The 14694-nt window shown below is 63.1% G+C and carries 14 protein-coding genes; 4 read left to right on the top strand and 10 right to left on the bottom strand.

Translation table 11 applies throughout. The annotated features are described in order from the left end of the window. Position 1: 1 nt before the first annotated feature. Genes KDJ86_RS17590 through KDJ86_RS17605 form a run of 4 tightly spaced genes read right to left on the bottom strand, consistent with a single transcriptional unit; the run spans position 2 to position 5158 of the window. A complete protein-coding gene (locus tag KDJ86_RS17590; RefSeq protein WP_291748819.1) occupies positions 2-889 on the bottom strand; it encodes an ABC transporter permease in 888 nt (295 codons plus the stop codon). Then, positions 886-1905 (bottom strand): ABC transporter permease, encoded by a 1020-nt coding sequence (locus KDJ86_RS17595; protein WP_291748821.1) that lies wholly within the window; start codon positions 1903-1905, stop codon positions 886-888. Before KDJ86_RS17595 ends, KDJ86_RS17590 begins: the two co-directional genes overlap by 4 nt. A gap of 15 nt (positions 1906-1920) precedes the next feature. Beyond that, positions 1921-3597: an ABC transporter substrate-binding protein gene (locus KDJ86_RS17600; RefSeq protein WP_291748824.1), complete on the bottom strand. Its 1677-nt coding sequence runs from the start codon at positions 3595-3597 to the stop codon at positions 1921-1923. Then, a complete protein-coding gene (locus KDJ86_RS17605; protein WP_367116841.1) occupies positions 3584-5158 on the bottom strand; it encodes an amidase in 1575 nt (524 codons plus the stop codon). Before KDJ86_RS17605 ends, KDJ86_RS17600 begins: the two co-directional genes overlap by 14 nt. Here KDJ86_RS17605 and KDJ86_RS17610 point away from each other — a divergent pair. After that, positions 5157-6143, top strand: coding sequence for a LysR family transcriptional regulator (locus tag KDJ86_RS17610; protein ID WP_291748828.1), 987 nt, complete (start codon positions 5157-5159; stop codon positions 6141-6143). The two genes, KDJ86_RS17605 and KDJ86_RS17610, sit on opposite strands and share 2 nt — an antisense overlap. Before the next feature lie 100 nt (positions 6144-6243). Here KDJ86_RS17610 and KDJ86_RS17615 read toward each other — a convergent pair whose 3' ends face one another. After that, the gene (locus KDJ86_RS17615; RefSeq protein WP_291748831.1) at positions 6244-7218 is read right to left on the bottom strand and encodes an NAD-dependent epimerase/dehydratase family protein; all 975 of its coding nucleotides are present in this window, start codon (positions 7216-7218) and stop codon (positions 6244-6246) included. Between the two features lie 88 nt (positions 7219-7306). Further along, positions 7307-7729 carry a helix-turn-helix domain-containing protein gene (locus tag KDJ86_RS17620; protein WP_291748833.1) on the bottom strand — a complete coding sequence of 141 codons (423 nt, stop codon included), beginning with the start codon at positions 7727-7729 and terminating at the stop codon, positions 7307-7309. Positions 7730-7799: 70 nt separating this feature from the next. On the opposite strand from KDJ86_RS17620, the gene KDJ86_RS17625 reads away from it, so the two are divergent. From KDJ86_RS17625 to KDJ86_RS17635, 3 genes are all read left to right on the top strand, one after another. Next, positions 7800-9041 (top strand): MFS transporter, encoded by a 1242-nt coding sequence (locus KDJ86_RS17625; RefSeq protein WP_291748835.1) that lies wholly within the window; start codon positions 7800-7802, stop codon positions 9039-9041. 188 nt (positions 9042-9229) lie between these two features. After that, on the top strand, positions 9230-10000 hold the full coding sequence (locus KDJ86_RS17630) for a sulfotransferase family 2 domain-containing protein (RefSeq protein ID WP_291748838.1): 771 nt from the start codon (positions 9230-9232) through the stop codon (positions 9998-10000). 96 nt (positions 10001-10096) lie between these two features. Next, positions 10097-10336, top strand: coding sequence for a hypothetical protein (locus KDJ86_RS17635; protein WP_291748841.1), 240 nt, complete (start codon positions 10097-10099; stop codon positions 10334-10336). A gap of 114 nt (positions 10337-10450) precedes the next feature. Here the strand turns inward: KDJ86_RS17635 and KDJ86_RS17640 are convergent, their stop codons facing one another. From KDJ86_RS17640 to KDJ86_RS17655, 4 genes are all read right to left on the bottom strand, one after another. Then, complete coding sequence (locus KDJ86_RS17640; protein ID WP_291748844.1) at positions 10451-11722, bottom strand: low temperature requirement protein A; 1272 nt, start codon at positions 11720-11722, stop codon at positions 10451-10453. 61 nt (positions 11723-11783) lie between these two features. After that, positions 11784-12572 carry a hypothetical protein gene (locus KDJ86_RS17645; protein ID WP_291748846.1) on the bottom strand — a complete coding sequence of 263 codons (789 nt, stop codon included), beginning with the start codon at positions 12570-12572 and terminating at the stop codon, positions 11784-11786. A gap of 122 nt (positions 12573-12694) precedes the next feature. Then, complete coding sequence (locus KDJ86_RS17650; protein WP_291748849.1) at positions 12695-13228, bottom strand: L,D-transpeptidase; 534 nt, start codon at positions 13226-13228, stop codon at positions 12695-12697. A 129-nt stretch (positions 13229-13357) separates the two neighbouring features. Beyond that, positions 13358-14683, bottom strand: a complete 1326-nt coding sequence (locus KDJ86_RS17655) for a TRAP transporter large permease (protein WP_291748852.1) — start codon at positions 14681-14683, stop codon at positions 13358-13360. Between the last annotated feature and the right edge of the window lie 11 nt (positions 14684-14694).

Consider the following 14694-nt stretch of genomic DNA (forward strand, 5'->3'; position numbering starts at 1 on the left):
GCTATTTCTCGGGCGGTGAGAGGACTTCCTGAACACCATCGCCCAGAATGTTGAAGGCCATGATGGTGACGAAGATCGCGACGCCGGGAGCGGTGACAATCCACCATTGGTTGAGGAGGTAAGCGCGTCCTTCTGCAATCATCGTTCCCCATTCCGGGGTCGGCGCCTGCGCGCCGAGGCCAATGAAGGACAGGCTCGCCAGGGTGACGATGGCCGCTCCCAGCGACAGGCTGATCTGAACGATGATGGGGGTACGCGCCACGGGAAGGATGTGGGTCCGCAGGATTCTCGCATTGGAAGCGCCGACGGTGCGAGCAGCGTCCACGAAGCCCTCGTGCTTGATATGCAAGGCTTCGGCCCGTGCCACGCGTGCATACCACGGCCACCACACCAGTGACGTCGCAAGGATCGCGTTGCTCAGGCTGGGCCCGAGAGCCGCGGCGACACCCATGGCAAGCAAAAGAGGAGGAAAAGCCAGGAACACGTCGGCTATGCGCATCAGCGTCTCGTCGACCCAGCCGCCGGCATAGCCCGCGACAATGCCGATCGTCACTCCGATCGTTACCGCCAGGGCGACGATAATCATCGCCGACACGATCGATATGCGGCTACCGGCAATCGTCCGGCTGAACACATCGCGGCCCTGCTGGTCGGTGCCGAACCAATGCTCGACCGTCGGCGGCTGAAGCCGGCTCCCAGGGTCGATCGCGAGCGGGTCGTAGGGAGTCAGCACGGGACTGGCGATCGCAATGAAGACAACGAGCAAGGACAGGATCAAGCCGATCTGGGCCGAGCGGCTCCTGCCGATCGGGAAGCGGCTGAAGACAGAATGGAGACGCGACCTAAGTCGTTGCCGCGCTGTCGCCGCATCAGCGAGGAGAACCGTCATCCGGGTTCTCGCACGTAGGTGATGCGGGGGTTGAGCAGAAGATAGACAAGATCGACGATCAGGTTGACGGTGACATAGGCCACGGCGCTGATCAGCATGACGCCCATGATCGGCGCGAAATCGAGATTCTTGATGGCGTTGACCGCGTAGAGACCGATGCCGGGCCAACTGAATACCGCCTCGACGATCAGGTTTCCGCCCAAGAGGATTCCGATCTGCATGCCCAGCACGGTGACAGTCGGGATCATCGCATTCTTGAACACGTGCCGGGTCGTGACCTGCCGCTCCGAGAGGCCTCGGGCATAGGCGGTGCGCACATAGTCGGTTCGCAGCACGCCGATCACCGCGGCGCGGGAGACCCGCGTTATGGTCGCCAGCGACGCCAGCGCCAGCGTGAAAGCCGGCAGGATCAGATGGATCACCGCCGACTTGAACAGGCCGAAATCGCCGGCCAGCAGAGAATCCACCGTATACAATCCGGTGACATGCGGCGGCGCGCTTTCGATAAGTCCCAGCCGGCCTCCCGAAGGCAGGATCGCCAGCCATTTGAAGAACATGATCTGGAAAAGAACCCCGAGCCAGAACACGGGCATGGACATGCCTGCGACGGTGAGGATGCGGGAAAAATGGTCGAGCACCCCGTTGGGGCGCCGGGCAGACAGGAATCCCAGCGGGATTCCGATAAACACGATGAGCAGAAGCGCGGCTGCCGTCAGCTCGACAGTCGCCGGCACGAACTCCGCAAAATCCTCCGTCACGGGCCGCCGTGTGGTGAGCGACTGCCCGAAATCGCCGTGGAAGAGCCCGCCGATGTAATCGATATATTGCGTGAGCACGGGCTTGTCCAAACCGTACTGCTGACGCAATGCCTCGACCTGCTCGGCCCTCGCCTCCGGCCCGGCAAGGAGCCGGGCCGGGTCGCCGGGTATAATTCGCGTCAGGCCAAAGGTGATCACGCTCATTCCGGCAAGGACGACGACGATCAACAGAAGCCTTTTTGCGATCAGAAAGAGCATGTCGCTCCCTGCCCGTCAGGTGGCGAACTTCATTCGATTGAACGGATAGGTGTAGATGTACATGGGGTTCGATATGTATCCCTCCACCTCTTTGACGATGGGCACGCGATATTTCGAATAGCTCAGGAACAGCGCCGGCGAGTCGTCGACGATCATTTTCTCCGCCTTTCTGTAGAGGGCGATGCGCTTTTCGGCGTCAACCTCCTTGACCGCCTCCGCTAGGACAGAGTCCATTTCCGGGTTCGAGTAATAGGCCCAATTGAGGCCATTTTTTCCTTGCGCATTGCTACCGAACATCAACTGCATGACGTCGTAGGCGCGCGCCATCAGAGATCCGAACCAGATGAACCCGTAGCAATGCGGCTGGCTGTCCGGATTCTGCAACAGATCGAACCAGGCGGCGGGACTGATCTCGGAGATATTGAGATCAATGCCCAGCTCCTTCAGATTAGCCTGCAGGAGGAGCGCGAACTCGCGTTTCCACGCATAGCCGGTCTCATAGGTATAATCGAGCGAGAAGCCGCCATCGGGGTGACCTGCCTCCGCCAGCAGTGCCTTGGCCTTGTCGAAGTCGCGGCTGTATTGCGGTGTGTCCTCGGAATAGCTCGGCAATCCACGCGCCACGGGCCCCCGCGCCTGGACCAGCCTGCCGGTATTGATCTTGTTTATCCAGGCATCGTAGTCGAAGGCATAGGCGATCGCCTGCCGGATCCGCTTGTCCGCGGTCGGTCCCTTGGCGCAGTTCATCATGAAGAAGGTTGTCGAGAATGTCGGGTACTCGTCCATATTGATGTCCGGCGAGCCTTGAAGCGCATTCAGGGAATCGTCGGGGAGCCACAGGGCGGAGTCGACCTGCTTGCTCTGCAGCACCAGTTGCAGCGTCGAAGGATCGCTGATGTACCGCACGACGACGGCCTGGAAATGGTCGTCGCCCGAGGTATCCCAATACCCGTCGAAACGTTCGAGGGTCGCCTGCTGATCCTTCTGGTACGATTTCAGGCGGTAGGGGCCGGTTCCGACCATGTTCGAGCGCAGCCACGCCGCGCCCCAGTCATCGTTGACCGTATTGTCGCGGATTGCCTTGGGCGAGATCATATAGGGCGACCACATGCCGGCCAGGCTGGAAAGGAAGGCGTCCTGCGGCGTCTTGAGCCGGATCACCAGCGTGTACTCATCCGGCGTCTCGAGTTCGGCATCCTCGAACACATAGCCGAGGCCGACCTTCATCGCTCGAATGCGCTCGATATTGAACTTCGCCGCGGCGGCGTTGAATGGCTCGCCGTCGTGAAACTTCACGCCCTGACGCAGCTTGAACGTATAGGTCAGCCCGTCGTCCGAGCCCGTGAAACTCTCCGCGAGCCCGGGCGCTATTTCGATCGTGTCGTCGCGATAGGTGACCAGATTCTCATAGACACCACGCCACAGGAGAATGGACTGGCCATCGAACACCGTTCCGGGATCCAGGGTGATCGCGGGCGAGCCCGAGGCGACAACGAAAATATTGTCGGCGGAACCGGCATCGGCCGGAAGGTCACCCGCAATCTTCGAAAGGATCGGCTGCGAGACTACGCTTAGGCCGAGAACAGACGCGGCGCGCAGAAAAAATCTGCGGCTAACTCTACCGGTCATAACGGGATGGACTTGAGCAAGCGTTTCGGGCGTTCCAGATACATCGAACTCACGAGTTTTCATTTCTGTTGCTCCCATGGTCTTTAGTTATGTTTTCGGTTCCGGCCATGGCCTCGAAAGCGACGGCGGCCGACAAGGCCACGTGATCGAACCCCCGCGGCGCCGCGAATTGCAGCGCGACGGGGCGATTGCCGGAAACCATGCCGCAAGGGACGACACAGCCGGGCTGCTGTGACAGATTCAAAGGGAAGCTGAAGCCTGCCCAGTCCGTCCAGCGCCGATAACCGCTACCCGCGGGCGCCTGGGCGCCCGTGCGAAACGCCGCAATCGGCGTTGCCGGCGACACGATGACGTCATAGGCCGAAAACAGGAGGTCCATCTGGCGCCCGAACTCGGCGCGCATGGCCGACATCGAGCAATAGTCCTGCGCCGAGAGCGCGGCGCCCTCACCGGCGATCAAAAGGAATTCGGGGTCGCAGACCTGGCGTTGTTCCGGCTTTATGGCCGCAAGCCGCGCCGCCGCCCCCGCATACCAGTGCGTCGTGAACATTTCGAGCAAGGGAAAGGAAGGCAGCGCTATCTCTTCGATCACCGCGCCGGCCTCTTCGATCAGGCGACAGGCCTGTTCGCAGGCTGCGGCCAATTCCGGGTCGACGCCGCCACTTGCGGGAGCCGCCCACAAGCCCACCCGCGCGCCCTTGAAATGAAACGCTCGGTCCGTGATGGGCGGAAAGTCGCCACTCTGCTGGTACCAATCCCGGGCATCCCGCCCCGCGATCACCTGTATCATGGCTCTCGCATCCGCCACGTCACGCGCCATCGAACCCAGATGCGCGAGCGTGCCGAAGGGGCTCGGCGGATAGGCGGGCACACGACCGTAACTCGGCTTCAATCCAGCAATTCCGGTGAAAGCAGCCGGTATACGGATCGAGCCGCCACCATCGGTTCCCAAATGCAGCACACCGGCACCGGTCACCGCGGCGACCGCGGCGCCGCCGCTCGACCCTCCCGGCGTCAGGCGGCTGTCCCAGGGATTCGAGGTGATACCGGTCAAGGGGCTTTCCGTGATCGCCTGGAATCCGAATTCGGGTGTGGTCGTCAGTCCAAGGATCGGCGTTCCTGCCGAGCGCAGGCGCTCAACGGCGGGCGAGTCCACAGGTTGCGGAAGGGTCTCCGTCGCCCTGCTCCCCGCGCGCATGGGCTGGCCGCGAACCGCCACGATGTCCTTGATCGTCGCCGGGACGCCATCGATCCCGGAAGCTGGAGCGCCTGCATGCCAGCGCTGTTCGGACGCCTTGGCCTCCGCCATCGCCCCTTCGTGGTCGATGGTGACGAAGGCATTGAACCGGGCATCCACGATTTCAGCCCTGTCCAGGACCTCGCGCACGACCTCCACCGGGGACAGCGCACCGCTGCGATATGCGGTAGTGAGGTCCGCGACCCCCATGCGGCAGACGTCGGATGCATCGGCGGACGGATGTGCCGCGCTCCCGCCACCCCGGCGTTCCCCGACGACCCTCGCTGCGTCGACGCCTTGTTCCATGGCATTTGGATAACAAGCGTCAGGCGATCCAAAAAGTGCAATATTTACTACCCTTCTTACATAAAATAAAACAGATGGCATGAACGTGTCGCTTCGCCATCTGTCCTATCTTTGTGCCGTCGCGGAATTGGGGAGCGTTCAGGCGGCCGCGAAACACCACAGGATTTCAACGTCGTCGATCCTCGCGGCGATTGCGCATGCCGAGAGCGAGTTCGGCGCGATGATCTTCTTCCGAATGGCGTCCAAAGGCACCCAGGTGACGCCCCATGGAGAAAGGTTCATTACGGCCGCGCGCAGCCTGCTGCACGCCCAGGACGAGTTCGTCCAACGTGTCGGCCCACAATCCTACGCGACGCCGGCGCGTGTTCGGATCGGCTGCTTCCGGCCTTTCAGTTCGCTCTTCATGAGCGCACTTGTTCGAAAATTCGTCGACGCTACCGGACCGCTCGAGATCGAGCTCAAGGAAGGTGACGTCACGGAGCTCTATGACTGGCTAAGTGACGGCACGGTGGACGTCGTCATGGCCTACGACATCGGCCCCCATTACCCCGGCAGCGCCACGCCCCTTTGCAAGGTGCCTCGGCATGTCGCGATCCATGCGGACGATCCGCTGGCCAGAAAGAAGGAAATCAGCCTCAAGGAAATTGCCCAACGCGACCTTGTTCTGCTGGACATGCCGCATACCGAGGAATTTCTGATGGCTGCGTTCGACATCCTGGCCAAGCGTCCGAAGGTCTGTTTCCGGTCCAGATCCTACGAGGCGGTTCGCAGCGCTGTCGTCCTGAAGTTCGGCCCCACCCTTCTCAACCTCCGGCCTTCGCCCCTGGTCGCGGCCGATCCTCCCGAAATAGCTCGACGTCCGCTGCAGGAGAAGATTCCCGCGCCGCAAGTGGTCGTGATCGACGTTTATGGACACATAAAACCGGCATTCGTCAGGAAATTCATAAGAGTCGCCCATGACTTCTTCAGCGATTGGGGGCCAGAGAACTTTGCGGTAACGACATCGGAGAACAGGAAAGGCCTGCTTATTCCGCCACCCAACCAGCATGTCCGTACTTCACGCTGATCACGATGGCCCTGTCTCGAGCCGACGGAAGATCAACATCGCTGACGGCTTCTTGTCGCCGAAAGCCGACCCCGAACCAAAGGCGGCGACGCCCCGGCGACTACGCGGTCGCGGTGAGCCGGTCCTGCGATCGGAGCATCTGGAACGCCCGGTGGGTCTGCTCGATGCCGTGTCGGGGCGAGATCGACGGCAGATCCCCGAGATGGGCCCTGATCGGTTCGTCGTCCAGGTCATGGGGGATGGCCAGCGGTTGCCCCGATATCGAGATACCGTGGTCGGGCTCAAGCTCGGACAGGATCTTCAGACCATTTTCGATCGTCTCGGAGCCGCCATTCAGATCGAAGACATGAGCTTCATCGCCGTCGCGCCTCACCGCCCCGATAAACGCCGACGCGGCCTCGCCGCCGTAGAGCCAGCTGATCGGGCCGTTGAACGGAATCTCGTAAGCCTCGCCCAGCACCGCCTTGGCGATGGCGACCGTGAAACTCGCTGACATCCCCTGATCGCGCGCCACGCCGTAGACGACGTTCGGACGGATGCCGACCGAGGGCACGCCCCAATCAAGCCAAAAGACCTTGGCGGTGTATTCGTTGGCGAGCTTATAGGCACCATAGAGCGTCGCCAGAACCGGACCTCCCGGCGGCATCCCGTGGACCGCCGAGGAACTGGCATAGGCGATCCGCTTGAGACCGGCGTGACGCGCGATCTCCAGGACATTGATCGTGCCCTCGACATTGACGCGCGCGCCGGCCGCCGGATTGGCCTTGCAAAACGGAACCTGCAGGCCGGCGAGATGGATGATCGAGCGGATGCCGTGACGTTCCGCCACCTCCGTCAGCCGCCGGGCGTCGGCGATATCGCCGGTTTCCCAGGTCAATGCCGCAGCGCCCTCCTCGCCCAGCATCAGCGACGGGCGGCGGCGATCGTCCCTGAGGTCGAATGCCACAACCGGGACGGAGGAACGCGTCAGGATCGCAAGGACCCAGGCTCCGATACATCCGCCCGCCCCGGTGACGAGCACCGGTCCGTCGAAGGTCTCCGGATCGACCAGAAAGGCATCCGTCAGAAAATCCATCACACCCTGTCTCCGTGATCTTGTGATTTCTCTCACCGTTCGATCGCACGATACCATTTCTTAGCCGGTGGACGCGCGACGAACCGCCCTAGCCCCGCGATGACCGTCCGCGGCCACGCCGGCGGCGTCCGGCGGCGGCGACAAGGCGCCGGAAGGTCGCGCATTCCATGTGCGAGGGGGCGGGACAATCCGCGACATGGCGCAAGGTATCCCGAAGCGCGGTCATTTCGCGGATATGCCGGTCGAGCTGGTCCGCCTTGTCGCGCAGGACCGCGCGCGGCAGATCGGGCTCGCCGTTGCTGCCGAACATTCCTGCGATCTCGTCGAGCGAGAATCCCGCCGCCTTCCCCATCGCGATCAGCTTGAGCTGCAGCAGGACCTCGGGCGGAAACTGACGCCTGAGCCCGTTGCGGCCGACCGAGGCGATCAGCCCGATCTCCTCATAATAGCGCAACGCCGAGGGCGGGAGGCCGGCCCGTTCGGACACTTCGCCAATATCCAGGAATCGCATCTTGACCTCAAGGCGACTTGAGGTCCTAGGGTGCCCTACCGCAACTCCGAAGGCAAGTGGAGACATGGATATGGAGACGCCGCCGTCATCGCCTGGCGGCACCGGAAGGCAGTGGCCCATCCTGCTGCCCCTCGCCCTCTCGATGCTGCTGGCGTCGCTGGGAACCAGCATCGCCAACATCGCGCTGCCGGCGCTCTCGAGGGCCTTCGCGGCGCCCTTCCATCACGTCCAATGGGTCGTCATCGCCTATCTTGCGTCCCTGACCCTCCTGGTCGTTTTCGCCGGCCGCCTCGGCGATATCCTCGGCCTGAGGCGCATGCACCTGGCGGGACTCGCCCTGTTCGCCGTCGCCTCCCTGCTCTGCGGCGCCGCGCCCACCCTCGCGGCACTGATCGCGGCGCGGGCGCTCCAGGGTGTCGGCGCGGCTTTCGTGATGACCCTGAGCATCGCCCTCATCCGCCAGACCGCGCGGGAAGGACGCATGGGCCAGGCGATGGGTTTGCTGGGCACCGCTTCGGCGATCGGAACGGCACTCGGTCCGGCGCTCGGAGGCGTCCTGATCGCCGTCGCCGGCTGGCGCGGCATCTTTCTCGTCCAGGCTCCCGTCGCGCTGGCAACCCTGGTCCTGACCTGGACGGGGCTGCGGCGCGGTGGAGTCGGCGCGACATCGCCCGGGCCGGCTTTCGCCACGGTCCGCCGCGGCGGACGATATCTCCGCCACCTCCTGACCAATTTCCTGGTCGCCGCGGTGATGATGACGACACTCGTCGTCGGCCCCTTCTATCTCGGTCTCGGGCTGGGCCTGGGCGACATCCCGATCGGCCTCGTCATGTCGATCGGTCCCGTGGTTTCGATCCTCACCGGCGTGCCGTCCGGCCGGGCGGTCGATCGATGGGGGGCGCGACGCGTGCTCGGCATCGGTCTCGCCATGCTGGCGGCCGGCGCGTTCACGCTGTCGCTCCTGCCCGGTGTCTTCGGCGTCGGCGGCTATGTCGCGGCGATCGCGATCCTGACGCCGGGCTACCAGCTCTTCCAGGCCGCCAACAACACCGCGGTCATGACGGAAGTCGCAAAGGAAAGGCGCGGGCTCATTTCGGGATTGCTGAATCTCTCGCGCAATCTCGGGCTGATTGCCGGCGCATCGGCCATGGGCGCCGTCTTCGCGCTGGGCGCCGGCACAACCGATTTCGACCACGCCTCATCGGTCGCCATCGCCGACGGGATGCGGCTGACCTTCATGCTCGCCGGTGGCTTGATGATCGCCGCGCTGTGGGTCGCCTTCGCACGATCGATCCGGACCGGTGCGGCCTGACCCCGAAAGCAGTCCGCTTTCGCCGCCCGCTCCATCCGTCCCAATCGCCGGAAGAGCGCTGAGGCCGCCGGCACGGCTTCCATACATGCGCGACCGATGCTACTTTTTTTGGTTGATGCACAGTGCTTCAGAAGAATTCTGTTCCTTCCGAAGGTTGCGAATCTCCGCACGGCGTAGTCGGATTTTCCATGGCATTTGTTTTCTTACATCTCCAGAAATGCGCCGGAGGCACTATCAATGCGCTATTGAGGTCAAGTTTTCCCGACGACAGATTTTCGAAACGCACTATCGCGGGACATATTGATTGGAAAGACAATAACGGTAAAGATGATCAAATAATATGTGGACATGTCACGGCGCGTGAAATTGCTCACAACATTGGAAACACGAGGGTATTTACGGTCCTTAGGGAACCGGAGGCGCGGCTCTTGTCGCACTTCTATTTTTTGAAGTCTCATACTATCGATTCATTGAAAAAATATAATGTCGAGTTGCTTTTCCGAATCAAATCCATGTCCCTTTACGAATTCCTTTGTGACAGAGAAGTGGATAACTGGCTCCGTGACTTTTACGTGTGGAATCTTGATCCTGATTTCAAACGTGGCAAGACCCCGCCTGACCTCAACAGAGCATCAAAATTCCTTGAATCTTGCGAACTTGTCGGCATTACCGAAGAGCTTGAAGCGTTTGTCGAAGCGCTGTTCAAGGCATTGAACCTGCCGCTTCCGACGGACATACCGCGCGTTCACAGCCTCGAAGGGCGATCGAAGAACGCTTCTTTCGATCCGGTAGAAATCCGGAGCCCGACCGATGAGGAGCGCGCGCTCATCGACGAATATATTCAGAACGACCGGGTTCTCTACAACCTTGCAAAGACGAAGGCTCCAAAGGCTCGATCCAATACGGGCCTGATCGACGAGATGAAGGCTCTTCTCAAGCGCTACATCGGGCCGGCGTAGTCCGCTCCCGCCAAACGGCCGGTCAAGACGCCGCGCCCGGGCTGCCTCAAAGGAGCCCGATTTGCTATTAAGACCGACAGGAATCTGGAGGCTCTCATGCGTAAATCCGCTGCAACCATCGCTCTCGTGGCTGTCGCCGCGCTGGCCCTCGTCCCCCCGGCATTCGCCCGTGGCGGGAGCAGTAGCTCGTCGTTCGGCGGCGGCGGCGGACGAGGCTGGGTCGGAGGAACCCAGAAGCCGGAGGACTTCCCCAACTGCATGATGTGGAGCCAGAAGGATCGCGCCTATGTCTGGCTCTGCGGCAAGCCCTACCCGCCGGGATATATCCACCGGTAGGCATGTCGCCCCGACGACACCGTGCCCCCCCAAGGCGCGGGCATGCACCGCCGATGATCCCCGCGTCCCTGCCGGGTCTCGGGGAGATGGGCGCATGGACCCGGGCCAACGTGGCTAGCGGGCCTCTCCGGACCCTTCGACCTCGCCCAACATCTCAAGCTGGTTGCGGTAGCCGAGTGCCTCATAACCGACGACGCTGGCCACCGGCGCGAGCATGAGGATGATCAGGCAGATCGCCATATCGACGCCGAACATCGCGGCGAGGACGGCAGCCACCACCACGACCGCGGTGACGGCCAGCAGCCAAACGTGGAGAGGGTCGAACCTGCCGGCCAGGTAGGTGTAGAGCACATAGAGCGCCCCGATGAAGACGGCGACCGGGATGGCCACGGCCAGCACCGTCGCCACGGCGCCGATATGCGACACATGCTCGATGTAATATGCCGCGACATGGAGCCCCGCCCCGGTCGCGACAATCGATGCGACGACAATCATCTGGGTGTAGCCCCAGACGAAGGCGCGGTCGCGGTGGACGTTGAGAATCCGCGCGGAAGGCACCAGGAAATAGGCCCACCACATGCCGAAGGTGAGCCCGGTTCCGGCGACACAGACCAGGATCGCGTCCAGCGTCCAGCCCATCTCCCCGACCGCCGCCGACAGCGCCGCGACCGTCCCGACCACGCCTTCGCCAAGCGCGATGATGGCGAAAAGGCCATGGCGTTCCGCGATGTGATGGGCATGCCAGGGCGTGCCGCCGTCCCGCCGCTCGGCGACCACCGGCCCGGTGAGCTCCACCAGGGCGAGAATGGCAACGAAGACAAACATGATGCCGATGGTCAGATCGGCCAGACTGAGCGCGACCCATCCGACCTGCGCGATCGCAATGGAGCCGGCATAGGTCAGGCAGGCGCGGCGTCGCGAGGGGTTTTGCCGGGCAGCGCGGAGCCACTGAAAAACCATCGCGACACGCATGATCACGTAACCGGCCACCATGACCGAATTGTCGAGATGATTGCCATGCTCGATCGAGGCGAACATCCGCGGCAGGCCGATCGCCAGGACGAGCACGCCGATCATCTGCACCATCGTCGCGATGCGGAAAATCCAGTCATCGGTGTCGTAGGCCGACGCGAACCACGAGAAGTTCACCCACGCCCAGCAGATCGCGAAGCTCGCGAAGCCGAAGCCGATGAAGGCGACACCGAAATGGGCCTCGGCCAGGGCATGGGCATACTGGGCGGCGGCGAAGGCGAAGCTGGTGACGAAGGTCAGGTCGAACAGCAACTCGAGCGGGGTCGCCGCACGATGAGCCTCGTTCGGATCCCTTCCCCCCATTTGCCGCGAGTGATGATGGTTGGGTCCGGATCCCGCCGGCTCGATGCTCATCGACAGTCTGGTCTCCGATTTGCTGAAAGACGGGCCCGGAAGGCCGGCCGGCGACGGCACCCTACGGCTTGCCGGCGATCTCCCTCGCTTTCACCAGCCTGGCCGGCCGGTGCGCCTCGGCCTCCTTGAAGAGCGAGAAGGTCTGGTTGACGTAGTTCACCGCGCCGCCGATATGCGCCAGATACTCACGCAGCTCCGGCGTCTTCTCGGCCTCGAATACCTGCACGGGGCGATCGGCGGGCTCGGTCTCGAACTGGGCGTAGAAGAGCGGCTCGCCGCGCTGCAGGATGATGTCCTTCGACGGCTCGTGCCACTCGAAGGCCCACATCAGCGGGCGGGGCCAGACGTTGATCGGGAAGCGGCCACCGAAGATCGTCCCCGGCAGCGGCTGCGGCCGGTAGTGCATGAACGGCGCGACCTGCGAAAGGAAGACCGGCTCGTCGGCGACGAAGACATAGGGCAGCGAGATCTGGATGGTCGGCCGATCCTTGTACCGCCATTCGGGCTCGCCGACGACGTGAAGGTGTTCGCTGAGCTTCTTCGCCCGGACCGGGCTCTTCTCGCCGAGGGCGTTGCGCACCAGCGGCTTGCCCTCGGGCGACCGGACGAACTGGAGATGCAGGTCGAAGGGGCACCTGATCAGGAAGTAGCGGCTCTCGAGGTTGATCACGGCCGGGCATCGCGACGCTGATTTCGCGTGGCTCTTGCTCATCTCCACCGAGCGTACCCGCTCCGGCGGCGTGAACACCACGCCCGGCTTGTTGTCATCGTTCAGGAACCAGCCGACCTTGACCGGACCGGTGCCGGCCTCGTCATAGTCCGAACGGTCGAAGGCGACGGTGAAATGCATGGTTGCCTGCCTCGAAAACGATCAGCCGCCGGAAGCGCCGGCGGCGGCCGGATTCCGACTCCCGAACCTGTCAGGCGACCGAACTTATTCGTTCAGACGCGCCAAAAGAAGGGGCCGAGCCGTCAGTCGTAGAGCTTCCAGAGCGGCGACATCTTGGTCTTGCTCTTCTTGCCGCTCTTCTTCCCGGCCGATGCGTTGGTCGCAACCTTGGCCGAGCCCCGGTCCTGGATGATGATCTTGGTCGAGTAGATGCCGCGCTTTTCAATGAGGTTGTAAAGCGTCTTCGCATTGGCCGGAGAGAGCCTGACGCAGCCATGCGATACCGGACGGCCGAGGTTGCGGGTCGCCAGGCTGCCGTGGATGGCATGGCCCTGCTGCGTGAAGAAGACCGAATTCGGCATCGGCGCGTCGTCCCATTCCTCGGAGAAGTGCTCCTCCTCCATGCGGAAGGGCTGGAACGTTCCGCTCGGCGTGGTGTAGCCGCGCGCGCCGGTCGAGACCGGCCAGTAGTATTTCTTCACGCCATCGACCGTCACGGTCATCCGCTGCGCGCTCTTGTCGATCGAAACGACGATGCCGGCTGAGGCAACGGACGCAAAGACCATCGTGGACAGGAGCACCATGCCCGCAACGGCAACCCTTCTAAGAATGGACATCCCGGACCTGTCTGCTCTCGACTACATTGGGGAACGGCCGGCCCGGAATCCGCGCCGGACAGCGCCATGACAGAAATTACCGCGGTCCCGCCCGAAAGCAAGGACGCAAATTGCGGAACAACAAGGCTTCTAGCCCCTGAGGAGATGCGGCAGCCAGAGGGATATGGCCGGAATCGCCATCAACAGAACCACCCGGACGATCTCCGAGGCGAAAAACGGCATGACTCCCTTGAAGGTCTCGCGCATCGGAATGTCGCGCGCCTGGGCGTTGATAATGAAGACGTTGAGGCCGACCGGCGGTGTTATCAGGCCGAGCTCGACGACAATCAGGGCGATGATCCCGAACCAGATCTTCAGATCCTCAACCGGCATGCCGAAATCGAGATCGATCACCACCGGCCAGAAGAACGGGATCGCCAGGATGATCATCGACAGGCTGTCCATCAGCATGCCGAGGACGATGAAGATGACGACGATCAGCGCAAGGATCGCCATCGGCGGCAGGCCGCTGTTCTGCAGGACCGCGGCAGCGGCCTGCGGGACGCCGGCCCGCGACATGAAGATCGAAAGCAGCGCCGCCCCGAGCAGGATGAGGAAGATCATGCCGCTGGTCCGCGCCGTCTCGAGAAGCGCATCGACCGTATCGCGCATCGAAAGCCGGCGCCGCGCGAAGCCATAGAGCGCGACCAGGAAGACGCCGATCGCCCCGGCCGGCGTCGGGTTGTAGAGGCCCCGATAGATGCCGCCGACGACGATGACGAAGATGATGAGGATCGGCAGCACCCCAATGCTCGCCGAGATGAATTCCTGCCGGGAGACCGCCTCGCCGCGCGGTCCGGCGCCGGGCACGAAGCGGACATAGATGGCGACGGTGACGAGGAACATCGCCACCGCAAGGAGGCCCGGGATCAGCGCCGCGGCGAACAGGGTCACGACATTGGCCTCGACGATGATCGCGTAGACGATCAGCACCACCGACGGCGGGATGAGGATGCCCAGCGTGCCGCCGGCGGCGATCGTCCCGGTGGCGAGCGCCGGCGAATAGGCGTAGCGGCGCAACTCCGGCAGCGCCACCTGGGCCATGGTCGACGCGGTCGCCGTCGACGATCCGCAGACCGCCCCGAAGCCGCCGCAGGCGGCAACCGCCGCCATCGCGACGCCGCCGTTCAAGCGCCCCAGCCACGCGTTGGCCGCCCGGAAGAGGTCGCGGCTCAGCCCGCAGCGCGCCGCCAGACCTCCCATGAGGATGAACATCGGCAGCACCGACAGGTCGTAGATCGAGAATTGCGAATAGGCGAGGTCCTTGAGCTGGTAGAGAACGACCTTGGGTCCGGATTGGAGGCTGGTCCCGACCACGCCGACGAGGATCATGGTATAGGCGATCGGGACGCGGATCGCGATCAGGGCCAGGAGGACGACGAGGCCGATGATGCCGGTGGCGAAACTGGCGTCCATGTCCCCTGCGC

This window comes from Bauldia sp. (genome assembly GCF_020442045.1).
In the GTDB taxonomy this organism is placed as follows: Bacteria; Pseudomonadota; Alphaproteobacteria; order Rhizobiales; family Kaistiaceae; genus Bauldia.